At 72.3% G+C, this 17,873-nt stretch carries 19 protein-coding genes and 1 pseudogene; 10 read left to right on the top strand and 10 right to left on the bottom strand.

Going from position 1 to position 17,873, the window contains the following annotated elements:
- Nucleotides 1-127 precede the first annotated feature (127 nt).
- Nucleotides 128-961, top strand: coding sequence for a phosphoribosylaminoimidazolesuccinocarboxamide synthase (locus tag F4558_RS00135; protein ID WP_053660331.1), 834 nt, complete (start codon nucleotides 128-130; stop codon nucleotides 959-961).
- Between the two features lie 134 nt (nucleotides 962-1,095).
- Here F4558_RS00135 and glpK read toward each other — a convergent pair whose 3' ends face one another.
- Nucleotides 1,096-2,580 carry a glycerol kinase GlpK gene (gene glpK, locus F4558_RS00140; RefSeq protein WP_167942867.1) on the bottom strand — a complete coding sequence of 495 codons (1,485 nt, stop codon included), beginning with the start codon at nucleotides 2,578-2,580 and terminating at the stop codon, nucleotides 1,096-1,098.
- Between the two features lie 77 nt (nucleotides 2,581-2,657).
- Between glpK and F4558_RS00145 the strand changes: the two genes are divergently transcribed.
- Nucleotides 2,658-3,596 carry a ribose-phosphate diphosphokinase gene (locus tag F4558_RS00145; RefSeq protein ID WP_167942868.1) on the top strand — a complete coding sequence of 313 codons (939 nt, stop codon included), beginning with the start codon at nucleotides 2,658-2,660 and terminating at the stop codon, nucleotides 3,594-3,596.
- A 53-nt stretch (nucleotides 3,597-3,649) separates the two neighbouring features.
- Here F4558_RS00145 and F4558_RS00150 read toward each other — a convergent pair whose 3' ends face one another.
- On the bottom strand, nucleotides 3,650-4,105 hold the full coding sequence (locus tag F4558_RS00150; protein WP_053660327.1) for an ATP-binding protein: 456 nt from the start codon (nucleotides 4,103-4,105) through the stop codon (nucleotides 3,650-3,652).
- A gap of 120 nt (nucleotides 4,106-4,225) precedes the next feature.
- On the opposite strand from F4558_RS00150, the gene macS reads away from it, so the two are divergent.
- Nucleotides 4,226-5,365 (top strand): MacS family sensor histidine kinase, encoded by a 1,140-nt coding sequence (gene macS, locus F4558_RS00155; protein ID WP_053660325.1) that lies wholly within the window; start codon nucleotides 4,226-4,228, stop codon nucleotides 5,363-5,365.
- Nucleotides 5,366-5,379: 14 nt separating this feature from the next.
- Nucleotides 5,380-6,033, top strand: a complete 654-nt coding sequence (locus F4558_RS00160) for a response regulator (protein WP_053660600.1) — start codon at nucleotides 5,380-5,382, stop codon at nucleotides 6,031-6,033.
- A gap of 6 nt (nucleotides 6,034-6,039) precedes the next feature.
- Here F4558_RS00160 and F4558_RS00165 read toward each other — a convergent pair whose 3' ends face one another.
- The 3 genes from F4558_RS00165 to F4558_RS00175 all read right to left on the bottom strand — a co-directional run bounded on the left by F4558_RS00165 (nucleotide 6,040) and on the right by F4558_RS00175 (nucleotide 8,508).
- A complete protein-coding gene (locus F4558_RS00165; protein ID WP_053660323.1) occupies nucleotides 6,040-6,612 on the bottom strand; it encodes a DUF5709 domain-containing protein in 573 nt (190 codons plus the stop codon).
- An 88-nt stretch (nucleotides 6,613-6,700) separates the two neighbouring features.
- Nucleotides 6,701-7,510, bottom strand: coding sequence for an ATP-binding protein (locus F4558_RS00170; protein WP_053660321.1), 810 nt, complete (start codon nucleotides 7,508-7,510; stop codon nucleotides 6,701-6,703).
- Nucleotides 7,510-8,508: an SDR family oxidoreductase gene (locus F4558_RS00175; protein ID WP_053660318.1), complete on the bottom strand. Its 999-nt coding sequence runs from the start codon at nucleotides 8,506-8,508 to the stop codon at nucleotides 7,510-7,512. The genes F4558_RS00170 and F4558_RS00175 overlap by 1 nt, the downstream gene beginning before the upstream one ends.
- 227 nt (nucleotides 8,509-8,735) lie before the next feature.
- Between F4558_RS00175 and F4558_RS00180 the strand changes: the two genes are divergently transcribed.
- Nucleotides 8,736-9,935 (top strand): glycosyltransferase, encoded by a 1,200-nt coding sequence (locus F4558_RS00180; RefSeq protein WP_053660316.1) that lies wholly within the window; start codon nucleotides 8,736-8,738, stop codon nucleotides 9,933-9,935.
- Here the strand turns inward: F4558_RS00180 and F4558_RS00185 are convergent.
- From F4558_RS00185 to aroA, 4 genes and pseudogenes are all read right to left on the bottom strand, one after another.
- Nucleotides 9,893-10,818: pseudogene (locus tag F4558_RS00185) on the bottom strand (DMT family transporter). The gene F4558_RS00180 and the pseudogene F4558_RS00185 sit on opposite strands and share 43 nt — an antisense overlap.
- Nucleotides 10,819-10,877: 59 nt before the next feature.
- Nucleotides 10,878-11,696 carry a histidinol-phosphatase gene (gene hisN / locus F4558_RS00190; protein ID WP_053660312.1) on the bottom strand — a complete coding sequence of 273 codons (819 nt, stop codon included), beginning with the start codon at nucleotides 11,694-11,696 and terminating at the stop codon, nucleotides 10,878-10,880.
- A 28-nt stretch (nucleotides 11,697-11,724) separates the two neighbouring features.
- Nucleotides 11,725-12,735, bottom strand: a complete 1,011-nt coding sequence (gene rsgA, locus F4558_RS00195) for a ribosome small subunit-dependent GTPase A (RefSeq protein ID WP_053660310.1) — start codon at nucleotides 12,733-12,735, stop codon at nucleotides 11,725-11,727.
- A gap of 121 nt (nucleotides 12,736-12,856) precedes the next feature.
- Nucleotides 12,857-14,158 (bottom strand): 3-phosphoshikimate 1-carboxyvinyltransferase, encoded by a 1,302-nt coding sequence (aroA, locus tag F4558_RS00200; RefSeq protein WP_053660308.1) that lies wholly within the window; start codon nucleotides 14,156-14,158, stop codon nucleotides 12,857-12,859.
- Between the two features lie 101 nt (nucleotides 14,159-14,259).
- On the opposite strand from aroA, the gene F4558_RS00205 reads away from it, so the two are divergent.
- From F4558_RS00205 to rsrA, 5 genes are all read left to right on the top strand, one after another.
- Nucleotides 14,260-14,970, top strand: a complete 711-nt coding sequence (locus F4558_RS00205; protein ID WP_053660306.1) for an SOS response-associated peptidase — start codon at nucleotides 14,260-14,262, stop codon at nucleotides 14,968-14,970.
- Between the two features lie 198 nt (nucleotides 14,971-15,168).
- The gene (locus F4558_RS00210) at nucleotides 15,169-15,561 is read left to right on the top strand and encodes a WhiB family transcriptional regulator (protein WP_053660304.1); all 393 of its coding nucleotides are present in this window, start codon (nucleotides 15,169-15,171) and stop codon (nucleotides 15,559-15,561) included.
- Between the two features lie 53 nt (nucleotides 15,562-15,614).
- On the top strand, nucleotides 15,615-16,232 hold the full coding sequence (locus F4558_RS00215; protein ID WP_167942870.1) for an alpha/beta hydrolase family protein: 618 nt from the start codon (nucleotides 15,615-15,617) through the stop codon (nucleotides 16,230-16,232).
- 227 nt (nucleotides 16,233-16,459) lie between these two features.
- On the top strand, nucleotides 16,460-17,317 hold the full coding sequence (locus F4558_RS00220) for a sigma-70 family RNA polymerase sigma factor (RefSeq protein WP_167942871.1): 858 nt from the start codon (nucleotides 16,460-16,462) through the stop codon (nucleotides 17,315-17,317).
- A 1-nt stretch (nucleotide 17,318) separates the two neighbouring features.
- Nucleotides 17,319-17,606, top strand: a complete 288-nt coding sequence (gene rsrA, locus F4558_RS00225; protein WP_053660297.1) for a mycothiol system anti-sigma-R factor — start codon at nucleotides 17,319-17,321, stop codon at nucleotides 17,604-17,606.
- Between the two features lie 152 nt (nucleotides 17,607-17,758).
- On the opposite strand, the gene F4558_RS32290 is transcribed toward rsrA, so the two are convergent.
- Entirely contained in the window at nucleotides 17,759-17,833 is a 75-nt protein-coding gene (locus tag F4558_RS32290) for a 50S ribosomal protein bL37 (protein WP_369814844.1), read from the bottom strand.
- Between the last annotated feature and the right edge of the window lie 40 nt (nucleotides 17,834-17,873).

Raw genomic sequence — 17,873 nt, forward strand, 5'->3', positions numbered from 1 at the left:
GCGGGGTCGGACCATTCACGCAGGCGGCGCACAAGGGTGTCAACGTCCATCCGGTCATCCCTGGTGGCCGGCCCCCGCGCGGGTAGCCGAAGCCGGACCGCCGCTGCCGCGTGGTGTACTAGGGCGCGTGGAACTTCTGCACTCGGGCAAGGTCCGGGACGTCTACGCCGACGGCGACGACCTGATCCTGGTCGCCTCGGACCGTATCTCGATCTACGACGTGGCGTTGCCGACGCCGATCCCGGACAAGGGTCGACTGCTCACCGCGCTCTCGCTCTGGTGGTTCGAGCAGCTCGCCGACCTCGTGCCGAACCACGTCATCTCCGCCACCGACGTGCCGGCCGAGTTCGCCGGCCGGGCCATCCGCTGCCAGCGGCTGGACATGGTCCCGGTCGAGTGCGTCGCCCGGGGTTACCTCACCGGCGGCGGCCTGCGGGAGTACGAGCGCACCGGCGCGGTCTCCGGCGTGCCGCTGCCCCGGGGGCTCGGTGAGGCGTCGATCCTGCCCGAGCCGATCTTCACGCCGTCGACCAAGGCGCCGATGGGCGAGCACGACGAGCCGATCACGTTCGACGACGTGGTGGACAAGGTGGGTCAGGCCACCGCCGAGCGGCTGCGGCAGATCACCATCGACGTCTACCGGCGCGGCGCGGAGCTGGCCGCCGACCGGGGCATCCTGATCGCCGACACCAAGATCGAGCTGGGCTGGGCGCCGGACGGCACCCTGGTCCTCGCCGACGAGTTGCTCACCTCCGACTCGTCGCGCTTCTGGCCCGCCGAGTCGTACCAGCCGGGCCGGGTGCAGTTCTCCTACGACAAGCAGTACGTGCGGGACTGGGCCACCGGCAGCGGATGGGACAAGCAGGAGCCGGCACCGGACGTGCCCGTCGAGGTCGTCGAGGCGACCCGCGCCCGCTACGTCGAGGTGTACGAGAAGCTCACCGGCAACCGCTGGAGCTGAGCGGGCCGCCGGCGATCCGCCGGGTCCGCACCGCGCTGCGCGCGCGTGCTTGGCCGGGACGGGTGGGCGTCGGCACCGGGCCTGCGTCAGTTCACCCGGTCGCCAGCGTCACTCCACCCGGTCGCTGGCGCTTGTCACTCCACCCAGTCGAGGGTGCGCCGCACCGCCTTGCGCCAGCTGTGCAGCTCCCTGTCGCGTAGCTCCGGTGCCATGGTCGACTCCCACTGCGCGTCGGAGCGCCACTGCGCGCGCAACGTGGCCAGGTCGGGCCAGAAGCCGACAGCCAGGCCAGCCGCGTACGCCGCGCCCAGGCAGGTGGTCTCGGTGATCCGGGAGCGGATCACCGGCACGTCGAGCACGTCGGCGAGGAACTGCATGAGCAGGGCGTTTGCGGTCATCCCGCCGTCCACCCGGAGTCGGCGCAGGGCCACGTCGGAGTCGGCGTCCATCGCGTCGACCACCTCGCGGGTCTGCCACGCCGACGCCTCAAGCACCGCCCGCGCCAGGTGCCCCTTCGTGATGTAGCCGGTAAGGCCGGCGATCACCCCGCGGGCGTCGCTGCGCCAGTGCGGTGCGAAGAGCCCGGAGAACGCCGGCACCACGTAGCAGCCGCCGTTGTCGTCCACGGTGCGGGCCAACTCCTCCACCTCGGCGGCCGTGGAGATCAGGCCGAGGTTGTCGCGCAGCCACTGCACGAGCGACCCGGTGACGGCGATGGCGCCTTCGAGGGCGTACGCCGGCGGTTGGCCCTTGATCTGGTAGGCGACGGTGGTGAGCAGGCCGTGCGTCGACGGGACAGGTGTGGCGCCGGTGTTGAGCAGCAGGAAGCTGCCGGTGCCGTAGGTGCACTTCGCCTCGCCCGGCTGGAAGCACGTCTGACCGAACAGCGCGGCCTGCTGGTCGCCCAGCGCGCTCGCCACCGGCACCCCGTCGAGGACGCCGGTGGCCGTGCCGTACACCTCGGCGGAGCAGCGGATCTCCGGGAGCATCGCCGCAGGCACGCCCATGGCGTCCAGCAGTTCCGGGTGCCAGTCGAGCGTCGTGAGGTCCATGAGCATGGTCCGGCTGGCGTTCGTCACGTCGGTGACGTGCTCGCCGGTCAGTTTCCAGATCAGCCAGCTGTCCATGGTGCCGAACAGCACCTCGCCGCGCTCGGCGCGCTCACGCAGGCCGTCGACCTCGTCCAGCAGCCAGCGCAACTTGGGGCCGGCGAAGTAGGTCGCAAGCGGCAGGCCCGTGCGGACCCGGAACCGCTCCTCGCCGTACGCCGAGGCCAGCTCGCGCAGCAGCGGCCCGGTGCGGGTGTCCTGCCAGACGATTGCGTTGGCCACCGGGCGGCCGGTGGCCCGGTCCCAGACCAGTGTCGTCTCCCGCTGGTTGGTGATGCCCACGGCGGCCAGACCAGCCGCGTCCGTCCCGGCGGACCGCAACGCCTCGGAGATCACCTGCTGGACGTTGTCCCAGATCTCCTCGGCGTCGTGCTCCACCCAGCCCGGCCGGGGGAAGATCTGCCGGTGCTCGCGCTGGGCCACGGCGACGATCTCCCCGGCGGAGTCGAAGACGATGCACCGCGAGGAGGTGGTGCCCTGGTCGATGGCGGCGACGTACTCGGGGGTCACCGCAGCACCGTACCCAAAGCGGTGTCACGGTGCGACCGGCGTCACGTCGGCCTACGCGTCGCCTACGATGTGCGAACGTGCGCGACATCGCCGTTTTCAGTGGAACCGCCCATCCCGACCTCGCCGCCGAGATCTGCGCTCACCTGGGGGTGCCGCTGCATCCGGTGCGCGTCTCCCGGTTCGCCAACGACTGCCTCGAAGTGCAGTTGCAGGCCAACTGCCGCGAGCGTGACGTCTTCCTGATCCAACCGCTTGTGCCCCCGGTGCAGGAGAACCTGGTCGAACTGCTGCTGATGATCGACGCCGCCCGGGGCGCGTCCGCCGGCCGGATCACTGTGGTGCTGCCGCACTACGCGTACGCCCGCTCGGACAAGAAGGACGCGCCACGGATCTCCATCGGTGCCCGGCTCGTCGCCGACCTGCTCACCTCGGCCGGCGCGGACCGGGTGCTCGCGATGACCCTGCACTCGCCGCAGGTGCACGGCTTCTTCAGCGTCCCCGTGGACCATCTCCACGCGCTGCGCGAACTGGCCACCCACTTCCGGCGCTACGACCTCAGCAACACGGTGGTGGTCTCGCCGGACCTCGGCAACGCCAAGGAGGCGGCGGCTTTCGCCCGGATGCTCGGCACACCGGTAGCTGCCGGAGCGAAGCAGCGGTTCAGCGACGACCTTGTGAAGATCAGCGCGGTGATCGGCGAGGTGGCCGACCGTGACGTCATCGTGCTCGACGACGAGATCGCCAAGGGCAGCACTGTCATCGAGTTGATGGAGCACCTGCGCGGCCTGAAGGTGCGTTCGATCCGGCTGGCCTGCACGCACGGTCTCTTCTCCGCTGACGCGCTGCGGCGGCTCAGCGACCAGGAAGGCGTCCTGGAGATCGTCTGCACCAACACCGTTCCCATCCCGGCCGCCAAACAGGTACCCGAACTCCAGGTCCTGTCGGTGGCTCCCGCCCTGGCCGAGGCGATGCGCCGGATCCACAACGGGGAGTCGGTCTCCGCCCTCTTCGCCTGATCCGGCCGCTGCCAGCGGCTGCCACTGCCCGCGCTGGCCGTCGAGGCCCGAGGTCAGCGCGGGGTGTGGTCGGAGGCGGTGAGGACGGCGGTGATGCGTACGGTGGTCCCGGCGCCGCTGGTGGCGATCTCCATGGCGTCGGTCAGCTCCCGGGCCAGCCACAGACCCCAGCCGCCGGCGGTGTCCGGGGCCGGCCGGCGTCGGTCGCCCAGCCGTTGCGGGCTGATGCCGCGGCCGTGGTCGGCGACCTCGCAGACCAGCACGCCCGGCTCCTGCCAGAGTCGTAGCCACCCGCGCCCGCCGCCGTGCCGCACCGCGTTGGTGATCAGCTCGTTGACCGCCAGCACGAAGTCGTCAAGCCGTTGGCCGGCGAGACCGGAGGCATGCGCGCAGGAGGCGACCGAGTGTCGAATCTCGGTCACCTGGGCCTGGTCGAAGGCCTCGGCGATCAGGAGGGCAGGGTCGATGGGCACAACCGTACGCGGTGCGTGCGGATCTGCGTTCATCATGCCCCCGTTCCGACGGCGGATCCCGGCGTGTTTCGCGGCTTTTCAACCGTACGTCAGGGTTTCTCGGCCCGCACTCTCTGCCTTTCGCGGCGTTGGCGCGGCTGTGGCATCCTGACCGCCATGCCGTCGCCGCCGCGTGGATTCGAGGTGCCGCTCTGGCGGGCGCTCACGGTGTTCCGGCTGGCCTCCCTGGCGTACGTCTGCGCGCTCGCGGTGCGCGACGCCGACCGGTACGCCCACCCGGTAGCGGTCGGTGCCCTGATCCTGGTGATGGTCGCCTGGACCGCGGCGACAAGCGTCGCGTACGCCCGACCGAGCTGGCGCCGCTGGCCGCTGCTGCTGACCGACCTCGGCGTCGTCATGGCCGTCGTGCTGTCCACCCCGTGGGTGGTCGGGCGGGAGGCGCTCGCCAGCGGCGTACCCACTCTTGGGGTTGCCTGGATGGCCGGCCCGGTGCTGGCCTGGGCCGTCTCCGGTGGCCGGCGGCGGGGCACTGTGGCCGCGCTGCTCGTGGCCGGCGCGGACCTGGCCACCCGTGAGCGGATCGGCCAGTCCTCGTTCACCGGGGTGATCCTCATGCTGCTCGCCGGTGTGGTGGTCGGGCACGTGGCGCGCCTTGCCGCCGACGCCGAGGAGCGCCTGCAACGCGCCGTGGAGCTGGAGGCGGCCACCCGGGAGCGGGAACGGCTGGCCCGGGGCATCCACGACTCGGTGCTCCAGGTGCTGGCGCTGGTGCAGCGGCGTGGCGCGGACCTGCCCGGCGAGGCCGGTGAGCTGGCCCGGCTGGCCGGCGAGCAGGAAGCCGCCCTGCGGGCGCTCATCGCAGGCAGCGCCCCGGCCGGTGCCGTCGGGCCGGACCTGCCCGACACGGACGCGGTCGACCTTCGTGCTCTGCTCGGCCGGTACGCCTCGACGGCGGTGTCGCTGTCCGCGCCCGCGACCCCGGTGCCCCTGCCCCGGCAGGTGGCCCGGGAGGTCGCTGCCGCGACGGGCGCGGCCCTGGACAACGTGGGACGCCACGCCGGTGGGCGGGCCTGGGTGCTGGTCGAGGACGAGGGGGAGACGGTGACCGTGTCGATCCGTGATGAGGGGCCGGGCATCCCGGACGGCCGACTGGACGAGGCCGCCGCGCAGGGGCGGCTCGGAGTGAGCCAGTCGATCCAGGGCCGGGTGGCCGACCTCGGCGGGACGGTACGGATCATCTCGGCCCCCGAGGCCGGCACCGAGATCGAGCTGACAGTGCCGAGGGCCGGACGGTGACCGCCCTGCGGGTGATGGTCGTCGACGACCATCCGATGTGGCGGGAAGGCGTGGCCCGCGATCTCACCGAGGCCGGTTTCCTCGTGGTGGCCACCAGCGGTGAGGGACGGCAGGCGATCCGGGTGGCCGCCGCCGCCCGGCCCGACGTCGTCGTCCTCGACCTGCAACTACCGGACATCTCCGGTGTCGAGGTGGTCCTCGGGCTGCGTGCCGCGCTCCCTCAGGTGCGGGTGCTGATGCTCAGCGCCAGCGGTGAGGAGCAGTCGGTGCTCGACGCGGTGAAGGCGGGCGCCACCGGCTACCTGGTGAAGTCGACGGCGCCCGCCGAGTTCCTCGACGCGGTGCGCCGTACCGCCGTCGGTGATCCGGTGTTCACGCCCGGCCTGGCCGGGCTGGTCCTGGGGGAGTACCGCCGGCTGGCCACCGGGCCGGGGCCGGGGGCCGGGCCGGCCGGAAGCGCGGAACCCGGCACACCCCGGCTCACCGACCGGGAGACGGAGGTGCTGCGCCTGGTGGCAAAGGGGATGTCGTACAAGCAGATCGCGCAGCGGCTCGGCCTGTCCCACCGCACTGTGCAGAACCACGTGCAGAACACGCTGGGCAAGCTGCAACTGCACAACCGGGTCGAGCTGACCCGCTACGCCATCGAGCGGGGCCTGGACGGTTGAGCCCGCTCAGACCGAACGCGGCGGTTCGGTCTCGTGGATGGCCAGCTCCTCGGCTGTCGCCCCACCACCGGCCGACCCGGCGTCGTACGCCACGGAGTCGGTCTCCTGGCCGGTGTGCGCCCCCTCGTCCGGTTGCACCAGACGACCCACCGTGGCGTCGGCGACAGTGCCGAGCTGGCCGTGGTCGTAGAGGGAGACCGGCGAGTTCGGGTCCGAGGTGGGGCCCGGATCCATCACGTCGGCGTCCAGTTGGGCTTCCGCGGCGGCCGCCTCGTTGTCCGCCTCAAGGGCGATCTTCGGGTCGACCGGGCCGGCCAGCGGGTCGTCCACCGGGCGCTCGAAGCTCTCCCGCTGGAGCTTGTAGTCCAGCGACTCGCCGTCGAGCTGCTCGTCGGCAGTGGTGCCGAAGCGGTCCACCGCCACCGGGGTCCGGTCGCCGGGAAGCTGGGCCGGCTCCGGGCCGTCCGCCTCGCGCCCGGTGAGGACGTCGTCGTTGGCGGTCGAGTCGTCGTCGGCGGTGTCGGGCAGCCCCTCCGCCTCGGTGTCGGACACGGGGGTCGGGTACTCGTTGTCGCGCATGTCTGATCACTACCCGCTGCCCTCCCGCCGTAACCGGAGCACTGCCGGTCATGCGGGAGTGAACCGGCCAGCGGGGGCGGAACCGCCGTCAGCCGAACGCCCTGGCCTCGTCGTCCGGGTGCAGCACGCACCAGATGACCTTGCCGTCCGGCACCACGCTGGTACCCCAGCGACGGGCCATCGTGTCGATCAACAGGAGGCCCCGGCCGCCGGCACGCGTCGGCGGGGACACCCCGGCGAACGTCGGCCAGCGCGGGGAGTGGTCACGGACCGACAGTTGCAGTGTGTTGTCGTACGGCGCCAGCCGGACGTTCATCACCGTCCGGGCGTGCACCACCACGTTGTTGACCATTTCGGTGACCGCGATCTGGGCCGGTTCGGTCAACGCCGGCATGCCCCAGTTTCGGCAGCCGGTGGCAACCAACTCGCGGGCCTGCCGAGCGGCCTCCACGGTGGGAGGCAGATCGACGGTCAGCACCGCCGCGAGTGGCGTCGCGGCGAGCGCTGCCAGCGCGCCGTCCAGGGTGGGCCAGGCCGGGACACCGGCGAACGCGGTGTCGGCGCTACCGGCCCCGGAGACCGCCGGGTCGCAGAGCAGCAGATCCGCTGCGGGCCAGTCGGCGACCTCCTGGCGGACCTGGGCGAAGACACTCCGCCCCGGAGGTTCGTCGACCCGGAGCCGGGTCACGTCGGCGACGATCGGGCCGGGCCGGTCGCAGAGCCGCGCGAGCAGCGCGTCGCGGACCGTGTCGGCGGCGGCCGGGTCGAGCACGCCGCTCAACCGCACCACCGCGGACGAGTCGTCCACCTCCACGCGGCAGCGCGTGCCGGCGGGCGCCGCCGCGCCGCCGCTCGGCACGCCGAGGTACGGCGTGTTCGGCCGGTCGATGCCCGTCATCAGCGACCTGACCGGGATCGGCGGCTCTTCGCCGCGATCGTGCCGACCGCGGTGCCGGCCGCCGCTAGGCCGAAGGCGGCGGTCATCCGCACCAGGTGCCGGCGACGACCGTTCCAACCACCGTCGTGGCTTGCCTGCCCGTCGGGCCGGAACACGTTGCCGCTGGTGTCCAGCCGGGCACCCGGGCCGAACTGGGTCCGCTGGGCGTACCAGCCGAGGGTGCGCTCCACAAGCGCCGGCGCGAGCCGCCACTGGAGGCCCACCAACCGGGCGGCACCGCCGGCGTACGCCTCGCGGCGCGGCCGGCGCAGCAACCGGACGATGGTCTCGGCCACCACCTCCGGCGGATAAACGGGCGGGGGTGGCAGCAACTCGCGGCCGCTGTGGTTTGCCGCGTGCCGGAAGAACGGGGTGTCGATGGTGGCTGGCAGCACCGTGCAGACGGATATCTGACTCCGGCCGGTGACCCGCAGCTCCTGCCGGATGGTGTCGGCCAGCCCACGGATGCCGTGCTTGGCGGTGTTGTACGCCGACTGGTACGGCATCGCCACCTCGGCGAGTACCGACGCGTTGTTGACAAGCACCCCGCCGCCGGCAGCGCTGAGATACGGCAGGGCGGCCTTGATGCCGTGCACAGCGCCGAGCAGGTCGACCTCCAGCACCCGGCGGAACTCGGCGACCGGGATCTCGTCGAACAGGCCCACAGCGCTCACGGCGGCGTTGTTCACCCAGGCGTCCAGGTGGCCGAACTCGTCCACGGCCCGATCGGCGAGCATCAGCACCGACTCCAGGTCGGTCACGTCGGTAGGCACCGCCAACGCCCGACCGCCCAGCTCCCGACAGCGCTGTGCCACCTGTCGTAGTGCCGGCTCGCTGCGGGCGGCCACCACGACGGCGGCACCCCGGCGGGCCAGCGCGTACGCGGTGGCGGCGCCGATCCCGCTGGACGCGCCGGTGATCACCACGGTCGAATCGTCGAGACTGCGGGTCAGCGGCATTCCTGAGCGGTACCCCCGGGCGGACCAGGTCATACCACCGGCCGCCGGACGATCATCGGGAAGCGTGATCTGGTGCGTCGCGGCGGGCTGTTGGGACTGCCGTGGCGCAGGTGCCGACGCAGCTGAGGTGGGGTGTTTCCCGATCTGCCAGGTTTCGGCTCCAGGCCCTCAGGTTAATGGGACGCTCTGACCGGACCGCCGAGGAGAAGATCGCAGGGAGGTGACCCATGCGCGTCGGCCTCGTCTGCGCGCACAGCAGTTCGTACCGGCACGCCGACGGCCCGCCGGTCGGTACCCAGCAGCACATCGCGCGGGTCGCCGAAGAGCTGGCCGCTCGCGGCCATGATGTCCGGATCTACGAACGCCGCGACGACCCGGAGCTGCCGGTGACGGCGGACGTCAACGGCTACCGTGTGCACCGGGTGCCCAGCGGCCCGCCCACCCGGCTGGCCACCGCCGAGCTGATTCCGCACGTGACGGAGTTCGGGCGCTGGCTGGCCGACGAGTGGGGCGGCGCCTGGCGGCCCGAGGTGGTGCACGGGCACTACTGGATCGGTGGCCTGGCCGCCGCGCACGCCGTCCGTGAAACCGACATACCGGTGGTGCAGACCTTCCACTCACTGGGCATCGAGCAACTGCGACACCTGGGCGGCCACTACGACGGGCCGGGGCAGCGGATCCCGCTGGAACGGGCGTTGACCCGCGCGGTGGACATCGCTGTCGCCCAGAGCAACGACGAGGTGGATGAGCTGACCCGGATGGGTCTGCAACGCAGCTCGGTGGCGATGGTGCCGGCCGGGGTGGACACCGAGCTGTTCCACCCCGACGGTGAGGCGGCGCCGCGCGAGCAGCGGCCCCGGATCCTCTCCGTCGGCGGGCTCACCGCGGGCCACGGCCAGGACGACCTGATCCGGGCCATGCGCCTGGTCGGCGACGCCGAGCTGGTGATCGCCGGTGGACCGCCGGCCAGTCAACTGGCCAACCACGCAGAGGCACGCCGACTGCGCGAGCTGGCCGAACGGGCCGGGCTGGCCGACCAGGTACGTCTGGTCGGGGCGGTGCCGCACGACCAGATGGCCACCTGGTACCGGTCGGCGGACGTGGTGGCCTGCACACCGCGGTACTCCTCGGCCGGGCGCGTCTCGCTGGAGGCCATGGCCTGCGGCGTGCCGGTTGTCGGCTACGCGATGGGCGGCCTTGCCGACGCAGTGGTGGACGAGGTCACCGGCCGTCTGGTGCCGCCCGGTGACGTGCGCACGCTCGGCGTGTCCCTGCGCCGGCTGCTCACCGACAACGCCGGCCGGTTCGCGTACGGGCACGCCGCGGTGGACCGGGTCCGCAGCAGCTACACCTGGGAACGCACCGCCGGAGCGCTTGAGCGCCTCTACGAGCGGGTGGTGAGCCGCCGCAAGCCCGTGGAGGCGTGAACCCAGGCGGGTCGTGGTCGGTGTCGGCTCAGACAGGCCGGCCGATGCCGACCATGGCCCGCCCACCCCGCTGCGGCACGGACCGTTCCTGCTGCGGTTTGGCGTACCGGGTCAGGCCGATCACCGAGGCCAGTGTGACCAGGAATCCGACCGCCGCCAACCACTCCCGGCCCGGCCAGATCTTGTCGTTGAGCAGCAGCAGCCCGACGATCGCCGCCGGTACCGCACCGGCGGCGTCCATTGCGGCGACCGCGGCGGTCGTCGAGCCGCGCTGCATGGCCAGGCCGAGCAGCAGTTGGCCGACGATCGAGTGCGCGATCAGCAGGTAGAGCAGCGGGTTGGACAGGAACGCCTCGGCCGACGGCACCGAAGCCAGCGGCCGGGCCGCGACCGCGGCCGAGGAGAACGCCAGGCCGGCAAGCGAACCCAGCGCCACCGACCCGGGGGCGCCGTGCAGCCGGACGGCGAAGACGCCGAGCACCCCGATGAGCCCGAGCGCCGCCAGCAGCACGACCGAGCCGGCGGTGCCGAGCTGCCGTGACGGCGCCGGCCGGGCGGCCAGCACCAGCGCGGTGATCCCCGCGAAGAGCAGAGCCAGCAGGACCACCTCCGCCAGCGGCAGGCGCCACTTCAGCACCAGTACCCCGAGGATGGCGGTCACCCCGAGCCCGGCGGCCACACTCGCCTGCACCAGGAACAGCGGCAGGTCCCGCCGGGCCAGGAACGCGAGCACGAAACCGCCGATCTGGCAGCCCAACCCGACGAGGTACGTCCGGTGCCCGGCGAGGCGCAACAGCAGACCCGGGTCGAAGGTGTGGTGGACCGTTGTGCGGGCCGCAGCCACCGACTGGAGAAGGTTGGCGAAGCCGTACGCGACGATCATCGCCGCGAGAAAACACCAGCCGGAGGAGACCACCTGGCGAGGATAGAGGTTGCCGGGGGTCAGCGCTCGGCTGGCCGATCCAGTCGAGTGAGGATGTCGGTGTGCAGCAACCCATTGGTCGCCACCACGCTGCTCTCGGTGCCCGGCGCGCCCGCCGGAGCCGGTCGACCCGCCAGATCTGTGACCGTGCCACCCGCCTCGGTGATGATCGGCACCAATGCCGCCACGTCCCACAGTGACAACTCCGGCTCGACCATCACGTCAAGCGCACCCTCGGCCAGCAGCATGTAGCCGTAGAAGTCGCCGTACGCCCGGCTGCGCCAGCTGGCCCGCATCACGTCGAGCATCGCGTCGAGCCGGCCGGCGCGTTCCCACCCGGTAAGCGACGAGTAGCAGAAGCTGGCGTCGTCGATCCGGCCGACCGCCGAGACGCTGATCCGCTCGCCGGCGGCAGGGCCCGGTCCGGCGTACGCGCCCGCGCCCGCGCTGGCCCACCAGCGCCGCCCCAGCGCCGGTGCGGACACCACGCCGACCGCCGGCCGGTCGCCGTCGTAGAGCGCGATCAGGGTGGCCCACACGGGCACGCCGCGGACGAAGTTCTTGGTGCCGTCGATCGGGTCGACGATCCACCGGCGGCCGCCGGGGTCGGTGTCCGGCTTGGCGCCGTACTCCTCGCCGAGCAGCCCGTCACCAGGCCGGTGCTCCGCCAGTAGCGCGCGGATCTCCCGCTCCACCGCGGTGTCCGCGTCGGACACCGGTGTGAGGTCCGGCTTGGACTCCACACGGAGGTCGAGCGCCCGGAAGCGGGCCGTGGCGACGGCGTCGGCCCGGTCGGCGAGCAGGTGGGCGAGGGTGAGGTCGTCGGCGTACCCGGTCATGCCGGCAACCTAGCCGATGCCCGGCGGCTCACTCGTCCGGCCCGCGCCGGTCGCCCTCGCCGGGCCCGCGCTGGTCGGCGTCGCCCCGCGAGTCGCCCTCACCGGCGCGGGAGGCGAGCAACCGGCGGTACGACGCCAGCCGGCGCGCGTCGGCCTTGCCGGCGGCCACCCAGGCGTCCAGCCCGCACTCGGCCTCGTCTGTGCTGTGGGGGCAGTTCGGCGGGCAGTCGACGGTGCCCTCGACCAGGTCGGGGAAGCCGTGCAGCAGGCTGTCGGCGGAGACGTGCGCCAGCCCGAAGCTGCGGATGCCGGGGGTGTCGATGATCCAGCCCGGGTCGGTGTCCACGCCGGGCACCGGGGGCAGCCGCAGCGCCACAGCGCTCGTCGAGGTGTGTCGGCCGCGGCCGATCGCGCTGACCACGCCGACGGCGCGATCGGCGTCCGGGACGAGCCGGTTGACAAGTGTCGACTTGCCCACCCCGGAGTGCCCGACCAGCACCGACACCCGGCCGCCGAGCAGCGCGCGCAGCGCGGCCAGGTCGGCGTCGGGGCGGTTGAGCACGTACGGCAGCTCCAGTTCGGCGTAGTAGCCCAGCACCTCCTCCGGCCCGGCCAGATCGGCCTTGGTGAGGCAGAGCAGCGGCTCGACGTCCGCGTCATAGGCGGCCACCAGGCAGCGGTCGATGAACCCGGTACGCGGCGGCGGGTCGGCCAACGCGCTGACGATCACCAACTGGTCGGCGTTGGCGACCACCACCCGTTCCAGCCGACCCTCGGCGGTGCTCTCGTCGTCGTCGGCGGTGCGGCGCAGCACCGACCGGCGGTCGGCGATCCGGACGATGCGGGCGAGAGCGCCCTCGGCGCCGGAAGTGTCCCCGACAAGGCTGACCCGGTCGCCCACCACCACCGACTTACGGCCCAGCTCACGGGCTCTCATCGCGGTGATCGTGGGCAGCTCGGCACCGGCCACGCCGCGCTCGGCACCGGCAAGCACGCAGGTGTAGCGACCCCTGTCGACGGCGATGACGAAGCCGTCCACAGCGTCGGCGTGTTGGGGACGGGTGCGCGTACGCGGGCGCGACGACTTTCCGGGCCGGACCCGTACGTCGTCCTCGTCGTACTCCCGCCGTCTGGTCGCCAGGACCTGTCCTCTTCTCGCCTCAGTTCTTGCCGGTCACCATCGCTGACCATAGTGCCGGGAACTCCGGCATGGTCTTTGAGGTACACCCGACGTCGTCGACCTCGATGCCCGGCACGGCGAGACCGGCCACCGCGGCGGCGTGCGCCATGCGGTGGTCGTGGTAGGTGCGGAAGGTGCCACCGCGCAGCGGCCGGGGCCGGATCGACAACCCGTCCGGCGCCTCGGTGATGTCTGCCCCGAGCGCGGCGAACTCCTGCGCCAGGGCGGCGAGGCGGTCGGTCTCGTGGCCGCGGATGTGCCCGACCCCTGTGAAGACCGACGGCGAGTCGGCGAGCATGGCCAGCGCGGTGAGCACGGGGGTCAGCTCGCTGACGTCGGACAGGTCGGCGGTCAGGCCGTGCACCACGCCGGTGCCCCGGACGGTCAGCCCGTTGGTGGAGAGGCTGACCTCGCCACCCATCTGGTGCAGCAGCGAACGGAGCTGCTCGATCGGCTGCGCGCTGTTGTGCGGCCAGCCCTGGAGGGTGACCTCACCGCCGGTGACGAGGGCTGCGGCGAAGAACGGCACCGCGCCGGAGAGGTCCGGCTCGATCTCCCAGCCGCGCCCGGTGAGGGGGCCGGGCTCGACGGTCCACACGTCGGGTGTGGTGTCGTCGACGGCCGCGCCGGCGGCCCGCAGCATCTGCACCGTCATCCGCAGGTGCGGCGCGGAGGGCACCGGCGGGCCGACGTGGCGCACCACGAGACCACTGTCGAAGCGGGGGGCGGCCAGCAGCAGACCGGAGACCAACTGGCTGGACGCGGACGCGTCGATCACCACCTCGCCGCCGGTGACCCCACCGGAGCCCTGCACGGTGAGCGGCAGGCTGCCCGTGCCGGTGACGTCGATCCGGACTCCCAGCGAGCGCAGCGCCTCGATCAGTGGACCGAGCGGCCGGGTCCGGGCGTGTGGGTCGCCGTCGAAGGTGACCTGTCCGTCGGCCAGCCCCGCCACCGGCGGCACGAACCGCATCACAGTGCCGGCCAGCCCCACGTCGACGTGCGCCGGCCCGCTCAGCGGGTGCGGACGGACCAGCCAGCGCTCGTCGTCGCTCATCGACACGTACGTGCCCATGGCGCGCAGACCGGCCGCCATCAACTCGGTGTCCCGGGCACGCAACGGCCCGGCCAGCGTCGACGGGCCGGCGGCCAGCGCGCTGAGCACCAGGGCCCGTGCGGTGAGCGACTTGGAACCGGGCAGGCGCAGCGTGGCCGCCACCGGGTCGGATGCGGTCGGTGCGCTCCACGGCTGCGGTGGCCGGGTGGCGGTCAGATTCCCCACGGTTACATTCTGCCGTGTCAACCGGCCGTCGGCACCGACCAGCGGTCGTACTCCCGGTTGGCGGGACAGCCGGCGGGCCATCGACAGGCTAGCGTTGGCGCATGTGCGGCAGGTACGCGACGACCCGTGGCGCCGGTGAGCTGAGCGCGCTGTTCGAGTCGTCCGACGACACCGAGGGCCGGGTCCAGCCGGATCACAATGTCGCCCCCACCGACCCGGTGCCGTTGGTCCGGATGACCCCGGAAGGGCACCGCAGTCTCTGCGTGGGGCGTTGGGGTTTTCTGCCGCACTGGTCCCGGTCCGCGGCCGGCGCGGCCCGCATGATCAACGCGCGGTCCGAGACGGTGGCCAGCAGCCGGGCGTACGCCCCTGCGTTCGCCCGCCGCCGCTGCCTCGTCCCGGCCGACGGCTGGTACGAGTGGGTACGCCTGCCGGAGGGCGGGCGGCAGGCGTACTACATGACACCCGCCGACGGCTCGGTGCTCGCCCTGGCTGGCATCTGGTCGGTGTGGGAGTCCGGGGCTGATTCCCGGCTCACCTTCAGCGTGCTGACCACCGCGGCGCTCGGCGAGTTGGCCGAGGTGCATGACCGGATGCCGCTGCTTCTGCCGCCGGAGCGTTGGTCGTCGTGGCTGTCGTCGAGCGACGAGCCGGAGCAACTGCTGGCCCCTCCGTCGGCAGGGCAGTTGGGCGCGCTGGAGGTCCGTCCGGTTGGGCCGGCGGTGGGTGACGTTCGCAACGACGGGCCCGGTTTGACCGCCCGGGTGGCCGTCGGGTCGGCGCTGGCACCGCAGGAGCTGACTCTGTTCTGAAGCCGGCACACATCGCCAAGCGCCGATTTGCCAGGTTTCCGATCGATTCGTCGCCCATCAGTTCAGTCAGGTTCCCGGCAGCCACTTGTCCCGATCACCAGAAGTGCGATACAACACAGCGCCGGTAGTGGCTGTCGTATTCGCACGGGGCGGATGGCATCCACCGATCTTGCCGGTCCCACGGGGGAGGTGGGTGGAATGACACGGGCGCGTATGCCACGCCCGCACGAGGTGGCCGCGGCGCGGCAGGATCCGCGACTGCTGCGGGCCTTGCGGGAACGGCGACAAGACGACGCGTGGCGCACCAGAGGGACATGCCAGAGTGTGGATCCGGAGACGTTCTTTCCGGCGCCCAACGAGCCGGCGGACGCCGCCGTCGCACTCTGTCGCAGCTGCGATGTGCAGGGGTCCTGTCTGGCGTGGGCGCTGGAGGTGGGTGACTGCCACGGGGTGTGGGGTGCCACCACGCCCCGCGAACGGCGGGCGATGCTTGTCGCCTGGCGGGGCGAGGTCGAGCCGGATCCGGACGCCCTCGACGACGCCGGTCCGCCGGTGCGGGACCGCCTGCTCACGCTGGTGCCGCTGAGCTGACCACCGGCGCGTTCCGATCCCAGTGACGGGTCGGAACGGCGCAGAATGGGTCGGTGCTGCCCAGCGAAGAGATCGACACCCCACGCGGTCCGGCGCGGATCGACACGGACGTGCCGGACCGCCCGATCACCAGCCTGCTGGTGCTCGGGCACGGCGCGGGCGGCAGCGTCGACGCACCTGACCTGCTCGCGGTGCGCGACGCCGCGGTCTCGGCCGGCCTCGCGGTGGTCCGGGTGACCCAGCCCTACCGGGTCGCCGGCCGGCGTGCGCCGGCCCCCGCCGGGCACCTCGACGAGGCGTGGACGGTCGTTCTCGCCGCGGTGCGTCACCGCCACGCCGACGTGCCGACGCTGCTGGTGGGCGGTCGGTCCAGCGGTGCCCGGGTGGCCTGTCGCACGGCTCATGCCGTGGGTGCGGCCGGAGTGCTGGCGCTTGCCTTTCCGCTGCACCCGCCGGGCCGGCCGGAACGCTCCCGGGCTGCCGAACTCGACACCGGGCTGCCGACGCTTGTGGTCAACGGCGACCGGGATCCGTTCGGGGTGCCCGAGTCGGGGCCGGCCGTGCAGGTGGTGACCCGGCCAGGTGAGACGCACGACCTGCGGCGGGACCCTGCCGGCACCGCTGCCGCCGTGCGGGACTGGCTGCGTGCCCACGGCTGGACAGCCGACTGAGCTGTGGCTCGTGGGGGTCGGCCGTTTCCGGTGCCCGGCGCGGTTCGTTGCTCTCGATGGTGCCGCCGGCCCGGTTCGAGCGGGCGACGCCAGTCCTCCCAGGCCCTTCCTGGTCCCAGCGCCGGCCGTCGCCGGGGCCGGGACCAGGAACGGGAGAGCACGATGGAATGCGACAGCTTCCCTATCGCGTTACTACCCCCGGACGACTTTTGCGAGGGGGGTGACCGGTGCCGACCGAGACACGAAGCCTGGAACGGGACGAGCGGGACGCCAAGCAGCTCAAGCGGCTGCTGGATGCTCCGGCCTGGCCCGCGACCGCGAGGCCGGGCGGTGTGGGGCCGGGCGGTGTGGGGCCGGGCGGTGTGAGGGCGGTGAGCACGGGCACACCAGCCGGAAGTGAATCTGCGGGCACGTCCGTGCGCGTATCCTCGGCGGGAAAGCATCCGACGCGAGGGGATGTGCGGTTGACCACCGAGAAGACGGACGAGCGCAGGGCCCGGTTCGAACGGGACGCGATGCCTTTCGTCGATCAGCTCTACGCTGCTGGGCTGCGCATGACGCGCAACCCGGCGGATGCCGAAGACCTGGTCCAGGAGACATACCTGAAGGCGTACGCGGCCTTCCACCAGTTCGAGCAGGGCACCAACCTGAAGGCCTGGCTCTACCGGATCCTGACCAACACCTACATCAACTCCTACCGCAAGCGGCAGCGCCAACCGATCCAGGCGCCCACGGAGGAGATCACCGACTGGCAGCTCGCCGAGGCCGAGTCGCACACGTCCAGCGGTCTGCGCTCAGCCGAGACCGAGGCACTGGACCGGCTGCCGGACAGCGACGTCAAGGAGGCCCTCCAGCAGTTGCCGGAGGAGTTCCGCCTGGCTGTCTACCTGACCGACGTCGAGGGCTTCTCGTACAAGGAGGTCGCCGACATCATGGGCACGCCGATCGGCACCGTGATGTCGCGTCTGCACCGGGGCCGTCGTAATCTGCGCAAGCTGCTCGAGCAGTACGCCGCGGAGCGGGGCTTCAGCTCGGCCCGGTCCGCGAAGGGCTCGACCGCCGCCGCTGCCGGCCGGGAGGTGTGACGTGAGCTGTGGGAAGCCACACGAGACGGACTGCCGTGAGGTGCTCGCGGAGGTCTACCTCTACCTGGATCTGGAGTGCGCCGACGAGCGGCGCCTGCTGATCCGGCACCACCTCGACGAGTGCGGGCCATGCCTGCGCGAGTACGGCCTGGAGCAGGAGGTGCGGGCGCTGGTGGCTCGGTGCTGCGGCAACGAGACCGCCCCGGACCAGTTGCGGGAGCGGCTGCGCGTGAAGCTCACCGAGCTGGTGGTCTTCGAGACCACCGACTCCCGCGAGCTGGCCGACTGACCGTCGGCCCTACCGGACCGGCCGACCAGTGGTCGGCGTACCGGATCGAACGTAAAGCGGTGGCCCGGGTCGATATCGACCCGGGCCACCGGCATACCCGGCGTCCGCCGGGTTGGTCTGACCGACGACGGGCCGTCGACCCGTCGGCACGTTCAGGAGTTGGGACGCTTGCCGTGGTTCGCGGCGCTCTTCTTGCGGGCCTTCTTCTTGCGGGACTTCTTCGCCATGCTGACCTCCTCGTGATGGGTCGGATCCGTGTCGCGCGCG

It is taken from the genome of Micromonospora profundi (genome assembly GCF_011927785.1).
Taxonomy (GTDB): domain Bacteria; phylum Actinomycetota; class Actinomycetes; order Mycobacteriales; family Micromonosporaceae; genus Micromonospora; species Micromonospora profundi.

Bases quoted from the DNA above. Each gene is read 5' to 3' on its own strand.
- F4558_RS00175 (WP_053660318.1), bottom strand. From the start codon at position 8,508: ATGCCGCTGACCCGCAGTCTCGACGATTCGACCGTGGTGATCACCGGC.
- hisN (WP_053660312.1), bottom strand. From the start codon at position 11,696: ATGACCGGGTACGCCGACGACCTCACCCTCGCCCACCTGCTCGCCGAC.
- F4558_RS00165 (WP_053660323.1), bottom strand. From the start codon at position 6,612: ATGCGCGACAACGAGTACCCGACCCCCGTGTCCGACACCGAGGCGGAG.
- macS (WP_053660325.1), top strand. From the start codon at position 4,226: ATGCCGTCGCCGCCGCGTGGATTCGAGGTGCCGCTCTGGCGGGCGCTC.
- F4558_RS00150 (WP_053660327.1), bottom strand. From the start codon at position 4,105: ATGATGAACGCAGATCCGCACGCACCGCGTACGGTTGTGCCCATCGAC.
- F4558_RS00160 (WP_053660600.1), top strand. From the start codon at position 5,380: ATGGTCGTCGACGACCATCCGATGTGGCGGGAAGGCGTGGCCCGCGAT.
- F4558_RS00205 (WP_053660306.1), top strand. From the start codon at position 14,260: ATGTGCGGCAGGTACGCGACGACCCGTGGCGCCGGTGAGCTGAGCGCG.
- F4558_RS00210 (WP_053660304.1), top strand. From the start codon at position 15,169: ATGACACGGGCGCGTATGCCACGCCCGCACGAGGTGGCCGCGGCGCGG.
- F4558_RS00170 (WP_053660321.1), bottom strand. From the start codon at position 7,510: ATGACGGGCATCGACCGGCCGAACACGCCGTACCTCGGCGTGCCGAGC.
- F4558_RS00180 (WP_053660316.1), top strand. From the start codon at position 8,736: ATGCGCGTCGGCCTCGTCTGCGCGCACAGCAGTTCGTACCGGCACGCC.